We start from the raw sequence: 24,067 nt of genomic DNA on the forward strand, positions 1-24,067 counted from the left end.
CACGTGCCTAAAGGCGTTCCGGATAATCGGCTTGCTGAATTATTTTGCGGCGAAAGCGCAACTCGAAAAGGAACCAACCATGTCACCGAGCTTTTTCTCCGGGCTAAGCCGCCGCACGCTCCTCGCAGCGTTGGTTATGCTTCCAGCATTTCCCGGAACACTCGTTCCCATCTCTGCATCAGCGCAAACGGTAACCACGGACAGCCCGCTTCCCTCATGGAATGACGGCGCGGCAAAGCAAGCGATCTTAAATTTCGTAGCCGCTGTGACGCGAGAGGGTTCGCCGGATTTCGTGCCTCCCGCCGAGCGCATCGCGACGTTCGATAACGACGGCACCTTGTGGGTGGAGCAGCCGGGGTCTACTCAACTGACTTTCGCACTTGACCGTGTAAAGGCTCTGGCACCCCTGCATCCGGAATGGAAAGACAAGCAGCCATTCAAGGCAGTCCTTGAGAACGATATGGCGACGCTCGCAAAAACCGGCGAACAGGGCTTGGCGGAGTTAGTCCTGGCGAGCCACGCCGGAATGACTACCGAAGAGTTTGAGAAGATCGTTATTGACTGGCTCGCCACCGCTCGCCATCCGCGTTTTAAGCGACCGTACACCGAGCTTGCATACCAGCCGATGATAGAATTGCTCGCCTATCTGCACTCCAATGGGTTCAAGACCTTCATCGTCTCAGGCGGCGGCATCGAGTTCATGCGCCCGTGGACCGAGCGGGTCTATGGTGTACCGCCGGAACAAATCGTTGGCTCCTCGATCAAGACCAAGTTTCAGATGCGCGACGGCAGGCCGGAGCTTTTCCGGTTGGCGGAGATGAATTTCATCGACGACAAGGCCGGCAAGCCGGTCGGCATCAACGAGTATATTGGTCGTCGCCCGATAGCCGCTTTCGGCAACTCCGACGGCGATCTGGAAATGCTGCAATGGACGACGATGGCCGGTGGCTTGCGCTTCGGCCTGATCGTCCATCATACCGACGCGGAGCGCGAATACGCCTACGACAGGACCTCGCCTTTCGGCCACCTCGACAAAGCCTTAGACGCTGCAGTCTTCAATAAATGGACAGTGGTAGATATGAAAACCGACTGGAAGCGCGTGTTCGTATTCGAGTGACGCTGGTCCGTGGACTTTCGCTGCCGCAAAATGAAATCAGACAGGTAACAGTAATTCCAACGGCACGCCGCTGACTGCGAAACATCTACGTTCCCACCTGCAGGAAGAGGGCTCCGACGATGCCGTAACCCATCAGACAGCAGCTGATCGGTTTAGGTGCGGCCTGTTTCCGAGTATGACAGTTTTCAGGGCGACGAGCTTACCGATTCCAGAATGCATGCTGATGTACCAAAACACTCGCTGCTTCCTGTCGAGCTTAGGTTTGTTTCTAGACAAGGTTGCGTGATACTTTTGGTCAAGTAACGCGCAGGTGCAATTGGGCAAGGTAGCGCCGATGCAAGGTATGGGACAGTCCCCGCTGTTCGCCTCCATGCGCGGCTGGAGGCGCAAGGACCTGGGCGGTGACGCCTTCGCCGGCCTGACACTGGCTGCCATTGCCATCCCCGAGCAGATGGCCACCGCACACCTCGGCGATCTCTCCCCCGAAGCCGGCTTCCTCGCTTTCCTGGCAGGCACCGTAGCCTTCGCGCTGTTCGGCGCGAGCCGCCACATTTCCGTTGGGGCGGATTCCACCATCACGCCGATCTTCGCGGCGGGCCTCGTTATTCTAGCCACGTCTGGCTCGCCACATTACCAAGCGCTGGCTGCACTACTCGCGCTGATGGTGGGAGCCGCAGTGTCGGCTGCCGGCCTGCTGCGGCTCGGCTGGGTCGCCGATCTGCTCTCGGTGCCGGTCACCGCCGGCTTCCTTGCCGGAATATCGATCCATATTGTTGTCTCGCAGCTTCCTGAGCTGCTCGGCCTGCCTCCCGGAAGCGGAGACGTCTTCCACCGCCTCGCAGCTGTCTATGGCGGCTTAAGTGACATCAATCCCTATAGCGCCACCATCGGCGCGGCCGTGTTCGCAGTCGTCGCCCTGTGCGAGCGCATCAGTGCGCGCATTCCCGGCGCGTTGATCGCGCTAACGGCAGCCACGCTCGCGGTGGTCGCCTTCGGTCTGCAGACGCGCGGCGTCGCGGTCCTCGGCACACTGCCGGCCGCCTCGCCTGGCCTACGCCTGCCGGAGGTGACGTTCGGGGACATGCGTACGCTGGTGCCGTTGACCCTTCTGGTCACTATCGTCATCATGGTCCAGACGGCCGCCACCACGCGTTCCTTCGCCGGCAGCGGTACTTCTGGCTCTGACGACGTCAACCGCGATTTCATCGGCGTCGGCGCGGGCAGCCTGCTGTCCGGTCTCGTCGGCGCGTTCCCGGTCAATTCCAGCCCACCCCGCACCGCGATCTCGGTCGAGACGGGCGGTCGCTCGCAGGTCACCGGCTTGCTGGCCGCAGCCATCGTGCTGGCGCTTACGCTGTTCGGCACAGACCTTTTGAAGAACGTGCCGCAGGCGGCGCTGGCCGGTATCCTGTTCTTCGTGGCTATGCGTATATTACGCTGGCAGACCTTCATGGCAACACTGCGCCAAGCGCCGACGGAATTTTTACTGATCGCCACCACCGCGCTCGCCATCGTGGCGCTGCCGATTGAGATCGGCGTCGCCATCAGCATCGGCCTGTCACTCCTGCACGGCGTGTGGACCATCACCCAGGCCAGGGCGATCGAGTTCGAGCACGTTCCGGGCACTTCCATATGGTGGCCACCGGACGGTAAGCCGGCGGGCGAGCGGATCGCAGGCGTGCTGGTAGCAGCGTTCCAAGCGCCGCTGTCCTTCGTCAACGCAGATCGCTTCCGCCAGGACTTCCACGCGATGGTGGGGGAGCGCGCGGGCAGCCTGAAGCACGTGGTGTTCGAGGCCAGTAGCGTCATCGACATCGACTATACGGCGGCGCAGACCTTGCGCGAGGTGATCACCTATTGCCGAGACGCCGGGATTACCTTCTCGATCGCTCGGCTGGAATCGGTCAGAGCGCAGAGGGCGTTGGCGCGCTTCGGCATCGCCGCCATGCTGGGTCCGACCGGCGTCTACCGCAGCGTCGACGACGCCGTACGCGCGCTGACGCGTGGACAGGACGCAGTTGCTGTGCCGCCATCTGCCAACGGCAAGGAATGAGTTATGCCTACGAACATCCTACCCGTCCTGCACACCATTTCCCTGAGTACCCTGCGGCGCATGCTGTGCGCGGCGGTGACAAATTGGGCCACAGGAGCGCCGCCGTGATGTCGGTGCGGGCGGAGTAAAAACCGTCCAGTGGTTAGGCTGATCCCTTTGGGGGTCGGCTGGGAATGTTTGCCGTGGAAGTCTACGCCGCCGCGCCAGTTCGGGCCCTTCTCACTTCGCCATCGCCGCCGCTGGTAGAAACCAGGCCGAGAGGAAGGCAAGGTCCTGGGCAAAGTCCTAAATCCCGCATTTCCTCGAACCAGAGCCGGCACTCGGGTGCCCGCTTTTTTACTTCAATGAGTTAAAGGGTCTGAACTCAGACTCGGAACTCGAGCACGCCTAAAGGCGGCAGACTCGGAATTCGAGATCTTGGGACTCGAAAAAGATGATATGACGCTCATTGATTTTGTTAGATAAACTTCATCTGCGGGACTCATTTGGCGTGAGAAGCGACAGTGTGCCCTTAGGTGAGATCCGAGTCAGTTTAAGCCAATTCGGAGTCAGACAGCGCAAGGCGCGCAGGATGCCGAGCGTCGTGTTTTGTTGCCCGAGCCGCCCGTCTTGTATTTTTCCAAATTTCGGAAGCGCATGTTTCCACCTCAAGAGTTTAAGGTCATCTCTGTGGCTCAAGCATTCCGTTGGACCCATTTTCGGTGGACTCGGCGGTAAGCCTCCTTGAGGTCGATGCTCATGCCCCAAAGGGTCGGCCTGAGGATCAGGACTTCAGATTGGATGTTGCTCTCTGGGGCCGCTTGAGATTGGGCGCCCGAAGAGATTCCGGACGCGTCCGCCCGCTGCATTGGCAGGCTGGCGCCCGCTGGACTCGCGACTGCCGCGGCAGACGATGCGGGTTCGGGTTGGACCTTTTGCGGGAAATCCAGGGCGATCCGTGCAATCGTGAGTCCGTCGACAACGTCGCTACCGTGCCCCGTTATCTTCGACATCCCGACGAGGCCTCCATCAGGACCGCCCGGCAACGGCTTGAAGACGATCAGACCGACCTCGGCAAGTTGTTCGCAAACGGTACGAATGCGCCCGGGAGTGACAGGCTCCAGACCGCCGAAATTCATATCGGATGTGGGCACCCAACCGGTGTTGCTGTCCCTCAACCCATGAAGTGCCGACAAAAGGTGCGCCCGCATCTTTGCGTCCGAAATCATGAAATCCCCTCCTCCCGTCCGCAGCGACTGCGTTAAGACGCACGACGCTCATGGGATCCTTCGTCAAGACGACTTGATTCGAATGTTTTTGCCAGAATCTCCGTCGACTTCACGACATTCACGGCAGCATCGCCTTGAGCATCTCGAGCTCGACGAAGGGAGTTATTACGACTTTGTTGCTTGGAGACTTCAAAATATAGCATGTCCGCTTGCAGGCAGTTCGTGTCGACGACCATTCGAGCTATGCGCGACCTCCTGTCACCGATTGGCGACCGTCGTGAGAAAAGCAACGATAGTAGAATGGTCGCATACGATCGGCGTCACACCGCCGCCAACATCCTTGCATTCATTCGCTGGGTGTCTTCACGCTAGAAGGCCTGCACATGGCGCGACCGCCAAAATCGCCTTCCGGTTCTGCTGCGCCCACAATCCTCGCGCGAGGTCATCTGGTACGGCCTCGCGGAATTTTCCGACCTTGATGTTGGCAACGAAATCCGCGACGTCAGCGGGTGTTCGTCGTCAGATGATTTGAGACTGATGATGACTATCGAGAAAGGAGGTTCTGGCTCATCAGGGATTAGAGTTTAAGCGGCGTGCAGTCTATGCTGCAAGCGACGGTTTGCGATGGTGTCGCGCTTGATGCGGTGTCGTTCTGCGAGAATCGTCTCGGACCTGCCGAAGTAGACGTCAGCCGGGGTCAGATTGTCGATGCTCTCATGATAGCGGACATGATTGTAATGCTCGACGAAGGCGCCGACCTGCCGCTCGAGATCGCCAGGCAAATAGTAGTTGTTGAGTAAGATGCGGTTCTTCAAGGTCTGATGCCAGCGCTCGATTTTTCCTTGGGTCTGGGGATGATACGGCGCGCCGCGCGTATGTTGCATGTCTTTATGTTCGAGCCACTTGGCCAGGTCGTCCGCCACGTAACTCGATCCGTTGTCGCTTAGAAGCCGCGGCCGCTGCTTTACATTGATGTGGTCCAGACCCGAGGCCGCGAGCGCCTGGTCGAGTGTGGCCGTGACGTCGGAAGCGCACATGGTGGGACCCAGCCGCCAGGCCACGATGTAGCGCGAGAAGTCGTCGAGCACGGTCGACAGATAATACCAGCCCCAGCCGGTGATCTTGAGATAGGTGAAGTCTGTCTGCCAGAGCTGGTTGATGGCAGTGGTCTTATCCTTGAACTCGTTCGCCGCCTTGATTACCACATAAGCCGGGCTGGTGATGAGATCGCGCGCCTTCAGCAGCCGATAGACCGAAGCCTCGGAGACAAAGTACTTTCGCTCATCGGTAAAGCGCACCGCCAATTCCCGCGGGGACAGCTCCGGAAGCTCCAGCGCCAGATCGATGAGCTGGCCACGAACATCGTCCGGAATGCGATTCCAGACGCGGGATGGGCGCGAGCGATGATCAGTCAACGCTTCAATGCCACCTGCGCGGTAACGATCGTACCATCTGTAAAACGTGGCTCGCGGGATGCCTAGCTTGGCCAGCGTGCGCTTGGCTGGAAGATGTGACCGTTCGACCAACTCAATGATCTCGGCTTTCTCGGACGCAGGATACCTCATGCCTCGTCCTCCCCATCCCCGTTCAAACTTTTTTTGAGCAGGCGGTTCTCCAGGGTCAGGTCGGCCACGACCTCCTTGAGGGCGGTAGCCTCGCGACGAAGATCCTTCACCTCGCCGGGCGTTGCAGCACGCGCGGTATCGCCCGCCAGCCGGCGTTTGCCGGCCTCCAGAAACTCCTTGGACCAGCCGTAATACATTGAGGCGGCGATGCCCTCGCGGCGGCAGAGCTCGGAGATGTTCTCCTCGCTGGCGTTTAGCAGAGGGTTTTGTGGTAGAGGTGCGGGCAGCCTTCGGCATGGTCCAGATCCTTGCTGTTGGTTAGGCCCGCCGCAGGTGGTGAGACACCTCGGCGGGCTGCTTGTTTTTACGCAGGAATAATGTAAAACCTAAATCATGAAGAAGTCAATAGCGGTAAAACCGAAACGAGGGCGGCCAGCGACCGGCCGGGATCCATTCGTGGGCATTCGGCTCCCGGCCCCATTGATTGAAGATGTCGAAGCGTGGGCTGAAAAGAACGAAGCCAAGTCTCGCTCCCAAGCCATCCGCCGCCTTGTGGAGATCGGGCTGAAGGCGAAGGTGAAATGATTGGTCGCAACCTTATCTGCCCGCGAGTCCATCCGCCGACTTACTCTCGACTTCACTTCGAAGAAGAAGGCATGATCCTTCAATCATCCTCTTGAGCGGCGGCCAAGCACATGACAGCTATTCACATCTTTGCCTTTGTGCCGTTCATCGTGTTCGCGTCCGTTGCTGGCATCGTATTGTGGAATTGCCGGAGCGGTCGCCAAAAATGACCGGACGCGAATCAAGGCTGCCGCTCGTTGGCGCGCGCGTGATCTGGCACGCTGACACCAAGGACGCCGGCACAGTCACAGAAACGGATTGGGCGGGCGTCACGGTCAGATGGGACAACCATGCGCAGCAAACGATCCTCCACAACGATATGGCCATGGTGACTAAGGCCCTAGAACGAAGCGCCTGATTAAATCGTCGGACCCCTCGTCAATTCTCCTTGGGATCCTTTCGCGTGCCTGTAAGCTGCAATATGATCTGTCTGCGTGCCCACAGATGAGGGTGACATGCACCAGTTCTGGCAGTGGCTGAGAGCCGAGATCGCGCCGGATGGATTGCCAGACCCAGTGCTGGCATTTAGCGCCGCCGCCTTCGCATGGGTGATTACGAATCCTCTGAGAGCGATCTTTGCCTGATCCGTCATGCGTTTTTCCTTCAGGACTTCACCGATCGCTACGAAGGCCGATATCGGGATGTCCAACTGCCGCTGCCTTGCGTCTCGTCTGACGATGGTCTTCCCGCGGACCGGCCGCTATAGAAACCCTCGACGGAAGCATCATACCGCGCCGCGCAAAGGAACGACGGGCTGGTCGGCGAATTGGTCTCTCACATGTGCAAAAGGAGCGCCATTATGACCGATCCCAAAACTCGACCCAGCGTGGGTAAAGATCCGCCGCCGGCTCCCGCTAATATGCGTCCCTCCACCAACTCGGGTCCGTCCGATACGTCGAATCCAGACCCTGGATATCCCGGACAGGCGGCCATGAACCAGAATAATCCTGACCAGCAGCAGAACCGAGGCGAGAGGCCGCACGTGGAGTTTGAGCAGGACGAAAAAGTTAGAAAGGCCGAACTAAAGAAGGCGGCGGAGAAAGATAATCCGGACAACAAATCTGAGGGCCAGGAAAAAGTGGGGTACAGCGGCGGCACCTGATAGAGTGTTGTCGCCCCTTACACAAAGGCAGCCTCAATGGGCGGCTTTTTCTTACAAAAGACTGGGATAACCGGCTCAGGACGGTCCCGGCAGCCTGCAAATGCCGGGGCGCCCATCGCCGAGAGGCGTCGTCCCTGAACGCCCCCATAGCTAAGCACCCCACTGGCATAAGGTTGCTGGAACGGCCCGAAAGAAAACCCCGCCGGAGCGGGGTTTCCCTTAGTCGGTGAGCCCCTCGCCGGCACACATTAATCGCCCCGGACGGTCCCTTGGCCGGGTACCGTCCGTCTTCACTGAACTGCCCGCCTGTCGCCCGTGGCGGGCTTTTCTTTGAACAGAGGAACACTTTACCGTTCCGCGCATTGATGCAGTTGGAACGGGTGGACCCACACTCCATTGATCCCCGATCCCGATCAGGCCCGCTGTTGATCCCTTCCGGCGGGCCTTCTTCGGTGCCCATCGCCCCGGAACGCGTCTCCACTCTATGCGTTTTTAGTAGGGACGGGTCTGCAGCCCACTCCACTTTCCGTGTCCGGATGGGTTGCTGTCTCCGCCCGAATCCGCCGGTGGTGTAGCAGCGCCGGCGGGTTTTTATGGGCGAGAACACTCCCACCGCCGATTGACGCCGGCCCCGGGAATCGGGTGGAACGGTGACATGACCGGCCAGCCCCAAACACGTTTCAAAGAAGATCGTCCCCGGGCGCGCCGACGTGGTCCCCGGCAAGGATGCGCCGCTCCAGCGCCTCCCGAGTGGCCGCTGGGAGCGCAGGCGACGCGAGCGTGACCAATGCGTTCCACGACAACCGGGTGTAAATTTCAGGCCGTGCGCCGTAGACCTACTTCGCCACTGGTCCGGCAAGTGCGCAGTGACAGGTCTTGAGGTTGAGGGACTGTTGCGAGCGTCACACATCAAACCGTGGCGCGACTCGGACAACCAAGAGCGCCTGGACGTTTTTAACGGGATCATGCTGGGGCCAGCATACGACGCCGCCTTTGATGCTGGGCTGATAAGCTTCGCGGACGACGGGAGTATCGTCATTTCTCCGCTATTGCCCGCGACCCAGATCGCAGTTGCCGGAATCTCAGCCGGAGCCGTGGTGCCAAACCTACTTGATCAGCACCGCAGCTACCTCGCGCACCACCGCGAGAATGTGTTCGCCACCACGTTCGCGCAGAACAGGAAATCTGGTCCATCCAATGGCTGATGATCCAAGCAAGATATACAGCAACACGCTGGTAACAATCCCGCTCAAACGTGGGCTGCATTAACTTGGTCCAGACCTGGAAGAAAAAGAACTGGCTGCCATAGGCTGGGTCACCGCACACTGGGCGATTTTGGAGCAGCAGAACGCCGCATCGAGGCGCTGAAAAAAGAAATCGCGCTGGCCGATTCTTTTTAGGAGCCTTTGCCAATCGCCGGCGTTGAGATTCCAGTGCCCAACCTTTTCGGAGGTGAAAGCATGAAAGACCTCGTCAGCTGCTTCGGCATCTGGCGCGGTTTTTCGTTGGTACGATCGCCCGCGCATGGTGCGCTATATCCAAACGCCCCCCCCGATTGGGCGCTGGCCCGGTTCGCGTTTGAGGCTGTGTTTTTGGTCGGGGGCCTGCGCCCGCCCCGCGAAGAGCGGAATTGATATGAGAAGCGGGCTCCCCCCACTCGCTCACCCCCGAGAAGCCTCGCCGGTCCCTGCCCGACGGTGAGGCTTCATTTTTTTGAACCTTTTTTCAGCCTGACCGTACCTATTGTTAGCTGGGGATTTTGAGTGCCCAGTGAATAAACCAACGCCGTCCGCGCGATTATATTGCGCGGCGGCGTTTCGTTTTTGTTTGACGACGATTCCGACGCGGCGCAGGATTCTCAGGCAGTCATTTCCGGGATCTGCTACGCCAAAGAGACGCCCCGGTGCGTAGCGCAAGCTGCGAAAGTTTGTCTCTCGGCGTGTAGCAGTCAGTGGCCTAAGGAGCGCCGCGCGCCTTACAGCGGCACAGACCACACGGGGGCACTTACACTTTCTAACCATCGTATGCATAGTGCGGCATGGCAAAAACAAAAGTGACCTTCAGAGTCGTCCGGGTTGCAGCCGAGGACTGGAAAATACTGGCCGACTATCCGGACAGCGAACAACGCGAAATTACGGGTCTGACCAGCAAGGCAGATGCCGACGAGTGGATCCACGGGAACCGCAAGGTCGCTTGGCTCCGCTCACAAGGCTACGCTAAGTGACCCGATAGCTCTCCAGCGTATCGCCCTTGGCCTTTACCCAGGCCGGCGGACTGCCGCAGCAGCCTGACCAGACATTCTCCCCGTCCAGATATTTCACCGGGCGCTTAGGACCGTGCTGCGGATGGTTTTGACGTGACCAAGGCCCCAACCCGTAACCCGGCACCGACCGCGCCCCTTCCCGCGAAGGGTACAAACCCCCTCTTTTCGGGCACGTTCCGGGACGTTAGGCGGGTTGAGTTTGTACCCGCCTCCGTTGAAATACCTGACGAAAAGCCAAAAACATCTTTCTTTTAATCATGGGGTCGAGGGTTCGAGTCCCTCCGCGCTCACCAATAAAAACAAAAACTTAAGCCGATTTTCAAGCAGACATCACCAGCCCGATATTCGGCTACTCAAAAAAGGGCTTCGGTGAAACGGGGAAAGATTGGAATCTCGGCGGATGGCTGGTGCTCAACGGCGCCACATTCAAGAACTCTGACTATCCCGACTTGGCTCGAGTTTTGGCAACGGTCTATGCCCAGAACGACTATAAGTCCCTGGACACCGAAAACACGATTTTGCGAAACGAGCCACACGAAATGAAGCCGAGCGGCGAGGTTGTTCGTGGCCTCGCTGTATGTCCGTCGAAAGCGATCTGCGGCGACCTCGTTGGTACGATCCAGCCGTTTAATCTGGACGCGTCGTGTGGGATAAACCCGCCTGGTGCGGTCGCTGGTTCGGGTCAGCGGTTCTGAATGCGGCAGGCCAGATCGGGGCTGCCAGTCAACGGGTACGTAAGACCGGCAGCCCCATTTGCCGGAGACACTACTAACCAGCCTCTGAACTATATCTGAGGAGAACCCATGCGAGTCATCGCCATTTGGCGATGCTGCTATGCGTCGTCGGCTCGTCTGCGAGCCTAGATCTGAGGAACGCTGCGATCTGCCCAAAATGGCCCAGACCTGATCCTTGGTCCTGATCCGCCCGTTGGTAGGCCGACGCAAGGCGGGAGATCAATCGCGCTCCGCCGGATGAATTGACGCTTTCCACGCCCTGCTCCGTCAGCCTATCGTCCCTGATCGACGCGCGAGCACTGCCCTATGCGGCGTTGCGTGACATGATCAGTCGGGCGCGAGCTAACGGGTGTAGCGATCGTAGTATCGTTGAAGACTGTTCCGGGGCGGCTGAGAGCCTTTGGTCAACATCACGCCCAATGCGAAGCCGATAACCCCCGCCATGAGAAGGGCACTTCCCGGCGCTTTGGCGACAAGCTCGGAGCCCTGATCGTAAGCCGCTGAACTGGCGTTTGCCACATTGTCAGCCATGCCTCGTGCGGCGTCCTTGACCTGACCTGCCGCGCTTTCGAGTGCGCTCTCAGCTTCCGCCTTACGATCCACCATGATGTGCTCCTTGTTGGAGCGACAATCGTCTGCGCCTGCTATCGTTCCGGTGTTAGGCCATCGGCTCGGCTCACGGATGCGGGCCGCTTTACCGAACGCTTGTTTCCGGATTTTGACTCCGCAGGACACCGATCCAACCGCTCGACTGATTGGTCGCGTGCGTCACGTTGGCCTCTCCTTCACTGCCGCCCGAAAAGGAAAACCGGAGAGGCCGCGCTAGGTCGTGCAGCAGCTCCCGCCGTCGCATCGAGAATCTGGCTACTTCGGAGGTCGAAGGCCGGGGCTGTTCACCCATTTCTCGGCTGCCGATTCCTCGGCTGGTCGGTTCGGGACTTGCGGCTTCGGCGTTTTTATTTTCGGAAGCTTGATTTTATCCATTGAGCCGACCTCCACAGCCTACAACCGTACCCCCGTTCGGCTCGATCGACAATACCTAAGTTATTGAAAATACTTGCTTATATTACTCATATTCGGTTTTTTAGGCTGATGACGGAACTTGACGCCATGGTGCGACGTTATGCACTTACTCAATTTGAGTAGATGGCGGTTTAGAGATGAACGGACGCGAAGAACGATTGCAAATCATGCTCTCTCCTGGGGAGCTTGCGACCATCGACAACTTCCGTTTTGCTAACCGGATGCCGACCCGCGCGGCTGCGGTCAGGGAGCTTCTCAAGCTCGGTTTGGCCTCGGCCGGGATCACGCCTGGTGACGGAAGTAAGTCCAGCGACTATGGCGTTTTCAGTCGGGGGCCGAACAGTCATACCGACGACGACGGCGAACCGGCCCCATAGGCCTCGCTCAGTCGACCTGCTCGCTGGACCGCGAAATGGGGATGGTGCGTGAACGGATCGACTGCCGGATTCCATAACTCAGAACCTCCGTCCCGATCGGTCAGCGATATCGTAACAGACTGACTTCATTGTTGATTTGCCAGAATCCGCGTTAGAAGCCAAAATGGCGTCAGATTAACCCTACGGCGGGCCTTATTTGCGATTTTGCATTGCCGCTAATTTTGAACACAATCTGCCGGAATAACGCGGCAATCACAAAATTGAGGATTTGGTCCATGCGCGTTGCTCGCATTCAAGCTGTTCTTTTGTCATCTGTTCTGAGTGCGGGCTTTGCGGCTCCGGCGCTCGCCGGGAATTATGATGGGCTTTGGAACGTCAAAATCGTCACCAAGACGGGTAGCTGTGACCCAGTGGCGCAATACCCATTGACGGTGACTCACGGCAAGGTTTCGGCTGCTGACGCCGACGTCACCGGCAGCGTCGGCAACCAGGGCCACGTGAAGGTGTCGATCCGCGGCGCTTACGCCAACGGCCAGCTCAGTGGCAATGCCGGATCCGGCAAGTGGAATGGCGCTTCCGGAGGAATCCCTTGCAGCGGCCACTGGGAAGCTTCACGTCAGTAAAATCGGGATGGATGGCAATGGGATTCGGGGCGACCATGTCACGAGGATTATCCACCGCATGCGCCATCGGCGCTGCGATGCTGCTGTCGGTGTCCGCGACTTGCGCGGGCGCCGGTCCGTTTGACGGGTTGGCCGGCGTCTGGACCGGGCGCGGCACCATTCAGCTCGAGAATGGCTCGACCGAAAAAATCCGATGCAAAGCCACCTACTCAGTGAGTGGCGACGCTCAGGGGCTCAATCAGACGCTGCTCTGTGCCAGCGACAGCTACAAATTCGAACTGAAGAGCAGTGTGCTTGCTCAGGGCGGGGTTCTGTCCGGCACCTGGCGCGAGACCAGTCGCAATGTCGGCGGGACTCTCGAAGGACGTGCCGGCAACGGCCAGTTTAACGTCGACGTCAGCGCCCCCGCATTTATGGCGAAACTCAAATTGACCACGAATGGCAACCGGCAGGACGTCGTCATCAGCTCGGACGGACAGTTCCGCGGCGCCAATATCTCGCTGTCGCGCTCCTGATTTTTTAAGCCTTAGCCGGCTTGGTATTTTTGGCGGTCGCCTTCAGCGTCTTCGCAATCAGCTCAGCTTGTTCTTTTGTGATCGCATAGTCCTTGCGGCCATTGGCCGTCGTCAGGGACAGGATGATCAGATCCGGCTTGTCCTCAGGCCATCCGGTCGCGAACCCGGTCATAAAATCCGCTGAATGCATTTGTTGGGTCATTTTGGAATGGCTTTTCCCTTTGAGGCGTCACACATCGGCGCCACCTCCTTTTCCCGTCAAGGTTAGCGGACGCCCGCTGCTTTGCGCAAAGCAGCGTTGATGCGGTCCTGCCAGCCCGGACCGCCTTCCTGAAAATATTCCAGAACGTCCTGGTCGATCCGCAGTGACACAAGCTGCTTGACGCCGGGCAGCGCCGTTGTCTTCGGCGGAGCTTCGGCGACCTTCTTTGTCACCTGCTTGAACGCCGCCTCCGCCTCGGTACGGGCATCGTTCAGAGTCCTTGGCCGTCTTGGTGGTTCTGCCATCGCCTCTTTCCTCCGCTCACAGGCAGTTCGATCAAATTCCCTCGAACAGCGCGGTCGAGAGGTAGCGCTCCGAAAACGACGGGACGACGGCAAGAATAGTTTTGCCGGCACTTTCAGGTCGCCGGCCGATGGCAAGCGCCGCCGCAACCGCCGCGCCGGACGAAATGCCGCCCGGTATGCCTTCGGCACGCGCCAGCGCGCGGGCGGTTTCGAGCGCCGTGGCGCTGTCGACCTTCACGATTTCGTCGATGACGGACCGATCCAGGATATCCGGAACGAAACCCGCGCCGATCCCCTGAATCTTGTGCGGAGAATGCCGGCCGCCCGACAGGACAGCGCTCTCTTCCGGCTCCACCGCGACAATGCGCAGCGCCGGCTTGCGCGGCTTCAGGGCCTGACCGATCCCGGTGATGGTCCCGCCGGTGCCGACTCCCGCCACGACATAATCAATGTCTCCGCCGGTATCATTCCAGATCTCCTCCGCCGTGGTGCGCCGGTGAATCTCCGGGTTGGCAAGGTTTTTGAACTGTTGCGGCATCACGGCGTGCGGCGTGGTGCGCACCAGCTCCTCGGCCATGGCGATGGATCCTCTCATGCCTTCTGCCGCCGGCGTCAGCACGATTTCCGCTCCCAGATAGGCCAGCATCTTGCAGCGCTCCGTCGAAACCGATTCCGGCATAACCAGCTTCAGCCGGTAACCGCGCGAAGCAGCAACGAAGGCCAGCGCAATGCCCGTGTTGCCCGACGTCGGTTCGATCAGGACGGTGTCGGCGTGGATCTTGCCGGCCTTCTCCATCGCGATGATCATTGCGGCACCGATGCGATCCTTCACACTCGCGGCCGGGTTGAAATATTCCAGCTTGGCTAGAATTGTCGCGCTCACGCCGTGCTGCTGCGGCAACCTCCTCAGCCGGACGATCGGGGTGTCGCCGACGGTATCGACGATGCTGTCAAACACGCGGCCACGGCCGGCACGGTGCAATGCATCGGTATTCGACTTCGTATCCATGTCAGCGTCCTTGAGTACAGGTTGAAATATTGAGCACCCTTTTCATAAGGTCAGCCAGCACCCGACGGCAAGCGCCGTGCTTGCAGCAGCAGATCCGCTGCACCGCAAAATCGGATGCCCGCAAAACCAATGGAGTGAATTTGACATTCGTGACCACCTGGCCGTGCGTCCCAGATGCGAATCTCAAATTCAAAAACTCCACTAGCAACTTATATTTGCTAGTGGTCCTTCGATTTTGACATTCGCAAGAAGGCTCACTGAAACAGGGTGCGAATTTTAGAATCGGACCGCTAGAATCGTAAAAGCAACGCATTTGTGTTACGACATCATCAAACATTGCGAGTATGAAGCACTCAGGCTGATCCAAGAGGAGGTCACGATGCCAGCGATTGCTGAAATCCCGTCGACCGCCCTGCCGCATTCCGCGCGGCGCGGAACCGATCGTCCGACATGCCCGGTTTGTGCTGATACGATGATCGCGACGGAAGCGTCCGCATATATGTCGGAAAATGTCATCGGCCACCTGTGGAGTTGCGACACCTGCGGTTATGGTTTCGTGACCAAGCACGTCGTTGTCCCGCGCATGCCTGCAACTGATACTTCCAGCGTCGCCGGCCATTAACGCGCGACGATATCGCCGCGCGCCCAGTCTTCACGCGTCCGCTCACGAAACTGCTGAAAGGCTCCCTCGGTGATCGCCGTGCGCATCGCCTGCATCAGGGCCTGATAGTATGCGATGTTGATCCCTGAGAGCAGCATCGCGCCCAGCGTTTCGCCCGATCGCACCAGATGGTGCAGATAGGCCCGCGAATAGTTTCGCGATGCCGGCCATGAACTCTCCTCGTCGAGCGGGCGCGGATCGTCGGCGTGACGCGCGTTGCGCAAGTTGATCTGGCCGAAGCGAGTGAACGCCATGCCGTGGCGGCCGTTTCGCGTCGGCATCACGCAGTCAAACATATCGATGCCGCGTGCGACGGCTTCCAGCAGATCGTCCGGCGTGCCCACACCCATCAGATATCGCGGCCGGTCCGCCGGCATTGAAGGGACCGTTTCCTCGATCATCGCAAGCATGACGGCTTGCGGTTCGCCGACCGCGAGACCGCCGATGGCGTAGCCGTGGAAACCGATCTCGGTCAGCTCCCGCGCGCTCGTGCGACGCAGTTCGGGGCTGTCGCCCCCCTGAACGATTCCGAACAGCATATGAGCGGCGGGCGCCCCGTCGAAAGCACGCTTGCTCCGTTCGGCCCAGCGCAGCGAGAGCTGCATGGCTCGCTCGATGTCGCTGCGCTCCGCCGGCAGACGCACGCATTCGTCGAGCTGCATCGCGATGTCGGAGCCGAGCAGCCGCTGAACTTGGATCGCGCGCTCGGGTGTCAGCTCAATCGCCGTGCCGTCGATATGGGATCGAAAGGTCACGCCCTGCTCTTTCACCTTCCTCAACTGCGCCAGCGACATCACCTGGAACCCGCCGGAATCCGTCAGCATGGGCCCGTTCCAGGTGGTGAATTTTTGCAAGCCGCCGAGTTCGTCAATCCGCTCGGCGCCCGGCCGCAGCATCAGATGGTAGGTGTTGCCGAGCACGATGTCGGTCCCGGCGTCGCGCACCTCACTCCATTGCAGGCCCTTCATGGCGCCCTGCGTCCCGACCGGCATGAACGCTGGCGTTCGCACCGCGCCGTGCAATGTGTTGAGAACTCCGGTACGAGCCTCGCCGTCGCGACCGAGAAGCTCGAAATGGTTGGCGACGCTCATGCGGCGGACTTGCCCGGAAATAGCAAGCAGGCGTCGCCATAGGAATAGAACCGATAGCCTTCCGCGATGGCGTGGGCATAGGCCTGTTGCATGGTTTCAAGTCCGCTGAAGGCCGACACCAGCATGAACAGCGTTGAGCGCGGCAGATGAAAATTTGTCATCAGGATATCGACGGCGCGGAAGCGATAGCCCGGCGTGATGAAGATCGCGGTCTCGCCGGTGAACGGCGCGATCCGGCCGTCATCCGCCGTTGCACTCTCCAGCAGCCGCAGCGATGTCGTTCCGACCGCGACGATCCGGCCACCGCTCGCCCGCGCGGCGTTCAGCGTATCAGCGGTTTCGGCGGAGATCGTGCCCCACTCCGAATGCATGCGGTGTCCGTTTGTGTCTTCAACCTTGACCGGAAGAAACGTGCCGGCGCCGACATGCAGGGTAACACGGTTGACGCCCACACCTCGTTCGCGCAGAGCCGCGTGCATCGCCGGCGTGAAGTGCAGCCCCGCGGTCGGCGCAGCGACCGCGCCCTCGCGGGCCGCGAACATGGTTTGATAGTCAGCAACATCGCGATCGTCCGGCTCGCGCTTTGATGCGATGTACGGCGGCAGCGGCGGCGAACCCAGATCGGCAATGGCCTGATCCAGCGTCGGTCCATGAAACGAGAAAGCGAAAGTGACTTCGCCCTCCTCGCCCTTGCTTTCGACCTCCGCATCGAGATGCCCGAGAAAGCATACTCGTCCCTCGTTGCCAAAGCGAACGATGTCTCCCGCCATAAGCTTTTTGGCCGGTCTGACCAGCGCGTTCCACCGCGAGCCGTCTAGGCGCTTGATGAGCGTCGCGTCGATCCTCGGCTCGGCTTCGCGACCAATACGGCGGCCGTGCAACTGCGCGGCAATCACACGGGTATCGTTCACGACGAGCTGGTCGCCGGGCCGAAGCCAATTAGGAAGATCGCGGACCCGTTGATCGTGCAAGCTCGTGTCCGGCTGCACCACGAGCATCCGCGCGGAATCGCGTGGGATCGCCGGACGCAATGCGATGCGCTCGGATGGCAATTCGAAATCGAAGAGATCAGTGCGCATGGAATTATCAAGCTGACGGATGTAACCCGTCACTGAACCTGCCGACCTGAAACGTCAATGGCCGGAATAGATCCGGCCATTGCATCTCGGTCTGGAGAGTCGGAATAAAGGTCAGGTCGCGTCCGCCGCTATTCTGGCCTTGACGATCTTGTCGGGATTTTGCACTGGCTCGCCGCGCTTAATCTTGTCGACGTTCTCCATGCCTTGGGTCACCTTACCCCAGACGGTGTACTGGTTGTCCAGGAACGAAGCATCATCGAAGCAGATGAAGAACTGGCTGTCGCCTGAATCCGGACTTTGCGCCCGCGCCATCGATGCCGTGCCGCGCACGTGTGGCTCCCTGTTGAACTCGGCCTTCAGTTTCTGGCCTGAGCCGCCCATCCCGGTGCCTTGAGGACATCCGGTCTGCGCCATGAAGCCGTCGATGACACGATGAAATACGATGCCGTCGTAGAAGCCCTCACGCACCAGTTCCTTGATCCGCGCAACATGACCAGGAGCGAGATCGGGACGCATCTCGATGGTCACGGGTCCCTGGGTCGTTTCGAGGATCAAAGTGTTTTCGTTGTCAGCCATGCTCTCTTCTCTCTCGGTTTGGGATGGGTTCGTCGATCGTCAAATCGGATGGTCAGGGGACGGCCCGCAATCGCATTGCCCATGCCCGAAGTAAATGGCATCGGAACACAGCGCTGCAATGCTTGCATCACGGCCGTCCGGTAGATGATGCGCTCCTCGTCCGTCGTCTCACGCGTCTCGTAGGTGATCCGGGGACGACCCAGAAGATTGCCGTCGCGCTTGAAGGTGAACTGCACGGTGATCTCCATGCCGGAATTTCCGCGCGGCAAGGCTGGCGGCTGCCAGCATCCCTTCAACCGCGCGGACATGGCGGCCAGGTTCGCCACGTCGCCATCCTGCGCCGTCGCGTATCCCGATCCGAGGCCGCCGATGCAGATCGCAACCATTACGGCCGGCCACCGCATAATCCGCGTTCACTTGATGTCGGAGGCAACCTGAACCTTCAGCATCTTGTCCGGATCGGTCACGCTGCCGCTAGCCGAGCCGGCAGGCGCCTTCTTCAGATTATCCACCACATCCATGCCGGAGACGACATCGCCGACCACGGTGTATTTGCCGTTGAGGAAGGATGCATCGGCAAAGCAGATGAAAAACTGCGAGTTAGCCGAATCCGGACTTCCCGCGCGCGCCATGCCGACGACGCCGCGCTTGAACGGCACGTTGGAGAACTCCGCCTTGAGGTCCGGATATTTCGACCCGCCGGTACCGTTGAAATTCTTGCCGTCACCCGTCTGCGCCATGAAGCCGTCCATGACTCGATGGAACGGAACGTTGTTGTAGAAACCGTCACGAGCGAGCTGCTTGATGCGCTCGGCATGTTTGGGCGCGATGTCGGTTCGCAGCTTGATGACGATGGGGCCCTTCGTGGTCTCGATCACGATAGCGTTCTGCTTGTCGAGGTTGGCCGGCAGCGGCTGTGCGAAAGCAGGGATTGCGAACATCAGCGCGGCGACGAGGCCAAGGATTCTAATCATGACAACTCCGGATCAGAGGAAGGGCTGGTTCATTCAGCCAACGAATTTGGTCTTGAGACTCGATGCGACCGACTGCGGAACGAAGGCTGACACATCGCCACCCATGGCTGCGATCTGACGCACCAGTGTGGCGGTGATCGGGCGGACGGCGGGCGAGGCCGGGACGAATACCGTATGCACGCCCGGCGCCATGGTCTCGTTCATGCCAGCGATCTGCATTTCATAGTCGAGATCGGTGCCGTCACGCAGGCCGCGGATCAGGATCGTGGCGCCGGCCTTTTGCGCGGCGGCAACCGTGAGATTGTCGTAGGTCGTGCAGTCGAAGGCGCAGCCGGCTTTAGCTGCGACCGGCGCGAAAGCCGCCCGCACCATCGCAAGACGCTCATCGGCCGAGAACAGCGGCGTCTTGCCCGGATGAACGCCGATGGCAACGATCAGCCGGTCGCACAGGACGACGGCGTGCCTGACGACATCAACGTGGCCGTTGGTGACGGGGTCAAAAGATCCTGGATAGAGAGCGATGCGGGACATAAATCCCTCTAGCGCGCCTGTCCCGAGGCCGCAAGCGAAGCGGGTTCCGCGATCAGCGCCGCCGGAACCGATATTTATTTCAGGAAGCCGACCGAACCAATTCAGGGGTCTGCGCGTCTTATTGTCGTGGCAGCAAGATCACTGAAATCATTACAGTTTCCGGCCTTCTGTTTCGTTCTCAGCCTTCTGTTTCGTTTTGACGGGCCGAGATGAAACAATTCTTCGGTCGATGAAACCACTTTCGGGAGACGGCGAAGACATCGCGAAACAGGGGCTGGCTATCAATCCGCCCAACCAAACGGGCCGACAAGCCGCAAACGGCCAGGCCCAAAACAGGGGACCGTCATGATCAAGGCTCTTTCCGCCGTCGCGGTTGCAGCGTTCATTGCAGCCGCCCTCACCATTCTCCCAGGTTTTGCCCCGCAGGTTTCGGCGAGCACGCCGGTCGCGCTGGCCAAGGCCGACCGTCTCGACACCCGCCCCGTCGGGACAACCTGCTCGCAGCAGACGTGGCCGAATATCGAAGCATCCTGCCTCCGTGCCGCTGGTTCCAAGACGATTGTTCGTGAAGCCCGTTTGGTGACGGCAGACCATCGCTGATCCGGATTTTTCAGAACTCCAATTCTTCTAATCTCCAAGACAAAGCCGCCCGTATGCCCACGGGCGGCTTTTACTTTTCGGCACAGGCGCAGCGTTAGCCGCCGTTACCGTTGCCGTTGCCGTTATCTTCCTCGCGGATGTGCTCGACCGACACCACGTGCTCGTCCTCCGCCGTGGTGAAGACGCGAACGCCCTTGGAAGCGCGGCTGGTGATGCGGATGCCTTCCACTGGCACCCGGATCAACTGCCCGCCGTCGCTGACCAGCATGATCTGGTCCGACATCTCCACCGGGAAGCCGGCCACGAGATGCCCGATCTCGCCGAGCTTGGTCGGGTCGCTTGCGCGGATGCCCTTGCCGCCGCGTCCCGAAACCCTGAATTCGAACGACGACGACCGCTTGCCATACCCCTGCGCCGTGACAGTGAGCACGAACTGCTCGGCGGCGCCCATCGCCACATAGCGGCCCTCGGGCAGCGAGAGGTCGGTATGTGCGGCCTCATCGGCCTCCGGCGTCGCCTCTTCTGGCTCGATATCCTCGCCGGTTGCGGCGCGGCGGATCGCGCCGGACTGTTTGAGGTAAGCCGCGCGTTCGGCCGGCGTCGCATCAAAATGATGCAGGATCGACAGCGAGATAACCCTGTCGCCCTCGGCCACCGCGATGCCGCGTACGCCCATCGATGTCCGGCCGGAAAACACGCGCACGTCAGTTACCGGGAAACGAATGCACTGACCGCCGCCGGCGGTCAGCAGCACGTCGTCGCGCTCGGTGCAGATCTGCACGTCGACGATCGCCTCGCCCTCGCCGAGCTTCATCGCGATGATGCCAGAGCGTCGAACGTCGACGAAATCGGAAAGCTTGTTGCGCCGGACCGTGCCGCTGGTGGTCGCGAACATCACATCGAAATTGGCCCAGGACGATTCGTCCTCCGGCAACGGCATGATGGTGGTGATGCGCTCGCCCTGTTCGAGCGGCAGGATGTTGATCATCGCCTTGCCGCGCGCATTTGGAGCCGCCATCGGCAGGCGCCAGACCTTTTCCTTGTAAACCTGACCCCGTGATGAGAAGAACAGCACCGGCGTGTGAGTCGACGCCACGAACAACCGGCTGACGAAATCCTCCTCGCGGGTCTGCATGCCGGAGCGGCCCTTGCCGCCGCGCTTTTGCGCGCGATAGGTCGACAACGGCACCCGCTTGACGTAGCCGGCGTGCGAGACGGTCACGACCATGTCCTCGCGCTGGATCAGGTCCTCGTCCTCGACCTCGCCTTCCTGCTCGACAATGACGGTCTTGCGCGGGGTGGCGAATTCGGCCTTCACCGCACCAAGCTCGGTCTTGATGATCGCCTGCACGCGCGCGCGCGAACGCAGGATATCCAGATAATCGGCGATCTCGACGGCGAGCTTGTCGAGCTCTTCAGAGATTTCCTCGCGACCAAGCGCGGTCAGGCGCTGCAGGCGCAAATCGAGAATGGCTTTGGCCTGTTCCATCGACAGCCGCGCCGTTCCATCCGGAGCAAGCCGGTGGCGCGGATCGTCAATCAGCGTGATCATCGCGGCGACGTCCTTGGCCGGCCAGTCACGCGACATCAGGGTTTCGCGGGCGGTGTTCGGGTCGGGTGAGGTCCTGATGACGCGGATGATCTCGTCGATGTTCGCGACAGCGATGGCGAGACCGACCAGGATGTGGGCGCGGTCGCGCGCCTTGTTGAGCAGGAATTTGGTGCGGCGGGTGACGACCTGTTCGCGGAACGCGATGAACAGCGTCAGCAGGTCCTTCAGGTTCATAACCTGCGGACGGCCCGCATCCAGCGCCACCATGTTGGCGCCGAAGTTGGTTTGTAGCGGCGTGAACCTGTAGAGCTGGTTGAGCACGACTTCCGGAACCGCATCGCGCTTCAACTCGACGACGACGCGGAAACCGTCGCGGTCGGACTCGTCGCGCAAATCCGCGATGCCTTCGATCTTCTTCTCGCGCACCAGTTCGGCGATGCGTTCGACCATGCTGGCCTTGTTGACCTGATACGGGATCTCCGAGACCACGATGGCTTCGCGGTCCTTGCGGATGGTGTCGATGGACACCTTGCCGCGCATCACGATCGAGCCGCGGCCAAGGTGATAGGCCGAGCGGATACCCTGCCGTCCCAGGATGATGCCGCCGGTCGGAAAATCCGGACCGGGAATGATGTTGATGAGGTCGTCAATGCCGAGCGCGGGATTGTCAATCAGCGCCACACAGGCGTCGATGACTTCGCCTAGATTATGCGGCGGAATGTTTGTTGCCATACCGACGGCAATACCGCCGGCACCATTGACCAGCAGGTTCGGAAACTTGGCCGGAAGGACCGACGGCTCTCGCTCGCTGTTGTCGTAGTTCGCTTGAAAATCGACCGTATCCTTGTCGATATCGTCGAGCAGCGACTGCGCCACCTTGGTCAGGCGCGACTCGGTGTAACGCATCGCGGCGGCCATATCGCCGTCCACCGAGCCGAAGTTGCCCTGGCCGTCGATCAGCGGCACGCGCATGGAGAAATCCTGCGCCATGCGCACCAGCGCATCGTAAACCGACTGATCGCCGTGGGGATGGTACTTACCGATGACGTCGCCGACGGTGCGCGCCGACTTGCGATACGGCTTGTTCCACTCGAACCCGTTCTCGTACATCGCGTAGAGAATGCGCCGGTGAACCGGCTTGAGGCCGTCGCGCGCATCCGGCAGCGCACGCGCCACGATCACGCTCATGGCGTAATCGAGGTAGCTGCGTTTCATCTCGTCGAGAATGGAAACGGGACGAACACCCGAGGGGGCCGGCGGCTCTCCGGGCTTCGTGTCTTCGGTATCTGACAAAGGAGGATTCCGGTCGGTTTCTGCTCGGAATCATATAGCCTATCGAGGCCTTGCAAACCACCCCCGGCACCGCCCCGGGTAACGTTTTTCCTCTTGTTTATCCAAATACTTAGGAGAAAATCTTTGGCAGGCCTGATCGCCTTTGCCGGCAATCGTGCCGACGATCGGTTCCGACGCCGGCAGCCTTAAGGAAGTTCCTCTTCATCGGAATTCGGACCGCCACTTGAGGGACCGTTCGCGCCGACATCGTCGCTGGCAGAATCGTCGCTTTCCGGCTCCAGAGTCGGAACCAGCGCCAGTTCGAGATCGCCAGTATCAAGCGGGTCCTCATCGTCACGCAAAGCGGGATCGTCGGACGGTGTGGGAACACTGAACCCACCAGGCAGACGGGAATCCAGCAGCCCCGTTCCCTTCAATTCCTCCAGGCCCGGCAAATCGCCAAGATTTTCGAGGCTGAACTGCGACAGGAACGCCTCCGTGGTTCCGAAGGTGAGCGGACGCCCCGGTGTCTTGCGGCGGCCGCGCGGCTTGATCCAGCCGGTCTCCAGCAGCACGTCGAGCGTCCCCTTGGAGGTGACGACGCCGCGGATTTCCTCGATCTCCGCGCGAGTCACGGGCTGATGATAGGCGATGATAGCCAGCATCTCGATGGCAGCGCGCGACAGGCGCCGCGTCTCCGTGCTTTCCCGCGTCATCAACCAAGCCAGATCGCCCGCGGTGCGGAACGTCCACTTGTTGGCAACGCGTACCAGATTGACCCCGCGCGAGGCGTAGTCCGCCTGCAATTGTGCGAGCGCTACCTTGATGTCGACGCCGTCGGGCATCCGCTTAGCCAACGCCGCCTGATCCAGCGGCTCGGACGAGGCGAACAGCAGCGCCTCCAGCAATCGCAATTCTTCGGGGCGCGCCATCGGCAATTCCGACTCCGGTTCCTCGACCTGCGCCACGCGCAGTTCCGCCAGGCTTGCCATCGCTCGGTCTCCTTCTTCC

Annotated in this window: 26 protein-coding genes and 1 pseudogene; 13 read left to right on the forward strand and 14 right to left on the reverse strand. The window is 60.2% G+C overall.

Annotation, left to right across the window (positions count from 1 at the left end; genetic code table 11):
• The first annotated feature begins 79 nt into the window (after positions 1–79).
• Together ACSZOQ_RS08630 and ACSZOQ_RS08635 are read left to right on the forward strand one after the other, a co-directional pair.
• Positions 80–1,117, forward strand: a complete 1,038-nt coding sequence (locus tag ACSZOQ_RS08630) for an HAD family hydrolase (RefSeq protein ID WP_439925989.1) — start codon at positions 80–82, stop codon at positions 1,115–1,117.
• Between the two features lie 334 nt (positions 1,118–1,451).
• Positions 1,452–3,170 carry a SulP family inorganic anion transporter gene (locus ACSZOQ_RS08635; protein ID WP_439925603.1) on the forward strand — a complete coding sequence of 573 codons (1,719 nt, stop codon included), beginning with the start codon at positions 1,452–1,454 and terminating at the stop codon, positions 3,168–3,170.
• Between the two features lie 674 nt (positions 3,171–3,844).
• Here the strand turns inward: ACSZOQ_RS08635 and ACSZOQ_RS08640 are convergent.
• Both ACSZOQ_RS08640 and ACSZOQ_RS08645 read right to left on the reverse strand, forming a co-directional pair.
• On the reverse strand, positions 3,845–4,378 hold the full coding sequence (locus ACSZOQ_RS08640) for a hypothetical protein (RefSeq protein ID WP_439925604.1): 534 nt from the start codon (positions 4,376–4,378) through the stop codon (positions 3,845–3,847).
• Positions 4,379–4,962: 584 nt separating this feature from the next.
• Positions 4,963–6,188, reverse strand: a pseudogene (locus tag ACSZOQ_RS08645) (IS3 family transposase); the annotation flags it as partial.
• 211 nt (positions 6,189–6,399) lie between these two features.
• Here ACSZOQ_RS08645 and ACSZOQ_RS08650 point away from each other — a divergent pair.
• The 6 genes from ACSZOQ_RS08650 to ACSZOQ_RS08675 all read left to right on the forward strand — a co-directional run bounded on the left by ACSZOQ_RS08650 (position 6,400) and on the right by ACSZOQ_RS08675 (position 10,627).
• Positions 6,400–6,528, forward strand: coding sequence for a ribbon-helix-helix protein, CopG family (locus ACSZOQ_RS08650; protein WP_439925605.1), 129 nt, complete (start codon positions 6,400–6,402; stop codon positions 6,526–6,528).
• A 205-nt stretch (positions 6,529–6,733) separates the two neighbouring features.
• Complete coding sequence (locus ACSZOQ_RS08655) at positions 6,734–6,925, forward strand: hypothetical protein (protein WP_439925606.1); 192 nt, start codon at positions 6,734–6,736, stop codon at positions 6,923–6,925.
• Between the two features lie 441 nt (positions 6,926–7,366).
• On the forward strand, positions 7,367–7,669 hold the full coding sequence (locus tag ACSZOQ_RS08660) for a hypothetical protein (RefSeq protein WP_439925607.1): 303 nt from the start codon (positions 7,367–7,369) through the stop codon (positions 7,667–7,669).
• Between the two features lie 866 nt (positions 7,670–8,535).
• The gene (locus ACSZOQ_RS08665) at positions 8,536–8,874 is read left to right on the forward strand and encodes an HNH endonuclease (protein ID WP_439925608.1); all 339 of its coding nucleotides are present in this window, start codon (positions 8,536–8,538) and stop codon (positions 8,872–8,874) included.
• An 833-nt stretch (positions 8,875–9,707) separates the two neighbouring features.
• Positions 9,708–9,893: a hypothetical protein gene (locus ACSZOQ_RS08670; RefSeq protein WP_439925609.1), complete on the forward strand. Its 186-nt coding sequence runs from the start codon at positions 9,708–9,710 to the stop codon at positions 9,891–9,893.
• Positions 9,894–10,339: 446 nt separating this feature from the next.
• Positions 10,340–10,627 carry a hypothetical protein gene (locus tag ACSZOQ_RS08675; protein WP_439925610.1) on the forward strand — a complete coding sequence of 96 codons (288 nt, stop codon included), beginning with the start codon at positions 10,340–10,342 and terminating at the stop codon, positions 10,625–10,627.
• Between the two features lie 381 nt (positions 10,628–11,008).
• Here ACSZOQ_RS08675 and ACSZOQ_RS08680 read toward each other — a convergent pair whose 3' ends face one another.
• Positions 11,009–11,272 carry a hypothetical protein gene (locus ACSZOQ_RS08680; RefSeq protein WP_439925611.1) on the reverse strand — a complete coding sequence of 88 codons (264 nt, stop codon included), beginning with the start codon at positions 11,270–11,272 and terminating at the stop codon, positions 11,009–11,011.
• Positions 11,273–11,826: 554 nt separating this feature from the next.
• Here ACSZOQ_RS08680 and ACSZOQ_RS08685 point away from each other — a divergent pair.
• From ACSZOQ_RS08685 to ACSZOQ_RS08695, 3 genes are all read left to right on the forward strand, one after another.
• Positions 11,827–12,066 (forward strand): hypothetical protein, encoded by a 240-nt coding sequence (locus ACSZOQ_RS08685; RefSeq protein ID WP_439925612.1) that lies wholly within the window; start codon positions 11,827–11,829, stop codon positions 12,064–12,066.
• 275 nt (positions 12,067–12,341) lie between these two features.
• Positions 12,342–12,689 carry a hypothetical protein gene (locus ACSZOQ_RS08690; RefSeq protein WP_439925613.1) on the forward strand — a complete coding sequence of 116 codons (348 nt, stop codon included), beginning with the start codon at positions 12,342–12,344 and terminating at the stop codon, positions 12,687–12,689.
• Between the two features lie 17 nt (positions 12,690–12,706).
• Positions 12,707–13,204 (forward strand): hypothetical protein, encoded by a 498-nt coding sequence (locus ACSZOQ_RS08695; RefSeq protein WP_439925614.1) that lies wholly within the window; start codon positions 12,707–12,709, stop codon positions 13,202–13,204.
• Between the two features lie 4 nt (positions 13,205–13,208).
• Here the strand turns inward: ACSZOQ_RS08695 and ACSZOQ_RS08700 are convergent, their stop codons facing one another.
• From ACSZOQ_RS08700 to cysK, 3 genes are all read right to left on the reverse strand, one after another.
• Positions 13,209–13,406: a hypothetical protein gene (locus ACSZOQ_RS08700; RefSeq protein WP_439925615.1), complete on the reverse strand. Its 198-nt coding sequence runs from the start codon at positions 13,404–13,406 to the stop codon at positions 13,209–13,211.
• A gap of 62 nt (positions 13,407–13,468) precedes the next feature.
• Entirely contained in the window at positions 13,469–13,711 is a 243-nt protein-coding gene (locus ACSZOQ_RS08705) for a BrnA antitoxin family protein (protein ID WP_439925616.1), read from the reverse strand.
• Between the two features lie 31 nt (positions 13,712–13,742).
• The gene (gene cysK / locus ACSZOQ_RS08710) at positions 13,743–14,720 is read right to left on the reverse strand and encodes a cysteine synthase A (RefSeq protein WP_439925617.1); all 978 of its coding nucleotides are present in this window, start codon (positions 14,718–14,720) and stop codon (positions 13,743–13,745) included.
• Between the two features lie 379 nt (positions 14,721–15,099).
• Between cysK and ACSZOQ_RS08715 the strand changes: the two genes are divergently transcribed.
• Positions 15,100–15,342, forward strand: a complete 243-nt coding sequence (locus ACSZOQ_RS08715; protein ID WP_439925618.1) for a hypothetical protein — start codon at positions 15,100–15,102, stop codon at positions 15,340–15,342.
• Here ACSZOQ_RS08715 and tgt read toward each other — a convergent pair.
• The 6 genes from tgt to coaD all read right to left on the reverse strand — a co-directional run bounded on the left by tgt (position 15,339) and on the right by coaD (position 19,632).
• Positions 15,339–16,472 carry a tRNA guanosine(34) transglycosylase Tgt gene (gene tgt, locus ACSZOQ_RS08720; RefSeq protein ID WP_439925619.1) on the reverse strand — a complete coding sequence of 378 codons (1,134 nt, stop codon included), beginning with the start codon at positions 16,470–16,472 and terminating at the stop codon, positions 15,339–15,341. The two genes, ACSZOQ_RS08715 and tgt, sit on opposite strands and share 4 nt — an antisense overlap.
• Positions 16,469–17,551, reverse strand: coding sequence for a tRNA preQ1(34) S-adenosylmethionine ribosyltransferase-isomerase QueA (queA, locus tag ACSZOQ_RS08725; RefSeq protein WP_439925620.1), 1,083 nt, complete (start codon positions 17,549–17,551; stop codon positions 16,469–16,471). The genes tgt and queA overlap by 4 nt, the downstream gene beginning before the upstream one ends.
• A gap of 111 nt (positions 17,552–17,662) precedes the next feature.
• The gene (locus ACSZOQ_RS08730) at positions 17,663–18,127 is read right to left on the reverse strand and encodes a peptidylprolyl isomerase (RefSeq protein WP_439925621.1); all 465 of its coding nucleotides are present in this window, start codon (positions 18,125–18,127) and stop codon (positions 17,663–17,665) included.
• Positions 18,103–18,531 carry a hypothetical protein gene (locus tag ACSZOQ_RS08735; RefSeq protein ID WP_439925622.1) on the reverse strand — a complete coding sequence of 143 codons (429 nt, stop codon included), beginning with the start codon at positions 18,529–18,531 and terminating at the stop codon, positions 18,103–18,105. The genes ACSZOQ_RS08730 and ACSZOQ_RS08735 overlap by 25 nt, the downstream gene beginning before the upstream one ends.
• 9 nt (positions 18,532–18,540) lie before the next feature.
• On the reverse strand, positions 18,541–19,101 hold the full coding sequence (locus ACSZOQ_RS08740; RefSeq protein WP_439925623.1) for a peptidylprolyl isomerase: 561 nt from the start codon (positions 19,099–19,101) through the stop codon (positions 18,541–18,543).
• Positions 19,102–19,134: 33 nt separating this feature from the next.
• Positions 19,135–19,632, reverse strand: a complete 498-nt coding sequence (gene coaD, locus ACSZOQ_RS08745; protein ID WP_439925624.1) for a pantetheine-phosphate adenylyltransferase — start codon at positions 19,630–19,632, stop codon at positions 19,135–19,137.
• 345 nt (positions 19,633–19,977) lie between these two features.
• Between coaD and ACSZOQ_RS08750 the strand changes: the two genes are divergently transcribed.
• Complete coding sequence (locus ACSZOQ_RS08750; protein WP_439925625.1) at positions 19,978–20,232, forward strand: hypothetical protein; 255 nt, start codon at positions 19,978–19,980, stop codon at positions 20,230–20,232.
• A 94-nt stretch (positions 20,233–20,326) separates the two neighbouring features.
• On the opposite strand, the gene gyrA is transcribed toward ACSZOQ_RS08750, so the two are convergent.
• Complete coding sequence (gene gyrA / locus ACSZOQ_RS08755) at positions 20,327–23,077, reverse strand: DNA gyrase subunit A (protein ID WP_439925626.1); 2,751 nt, start codon at positions 23,075–23,077, stop codon at positions 20,327–20,329.
• A gap of 185 nt (positions 23,078–23,262) precedes the next feature.
• Positions 23,263–24,048 (reverse strand): SMC-Scp complex subunit ScpB, encoded by a 786-nt coding sequence (gene scpB, locus ACSZOQ_RS08760; RefSeq protein WP_439925627.1) that lies wholly within the window; start codon positions 24,046–24,048, stop codon positions 23,263–23,265.
• Between the last annotated feature and the right edge of the window lie 19 nt (positions 24,049–24,067).

The sequence above is a fragment of the Nitrobacter sp. JJSN genome (assembly GCF_051912485.1).
In the GTDB taxonomy this organism is placed as follows: Bacteria; Pseudomonadota; Alphaproteobacteria; order Rhizobiales; family Xanthobacteraceae; genus Nitrobacter.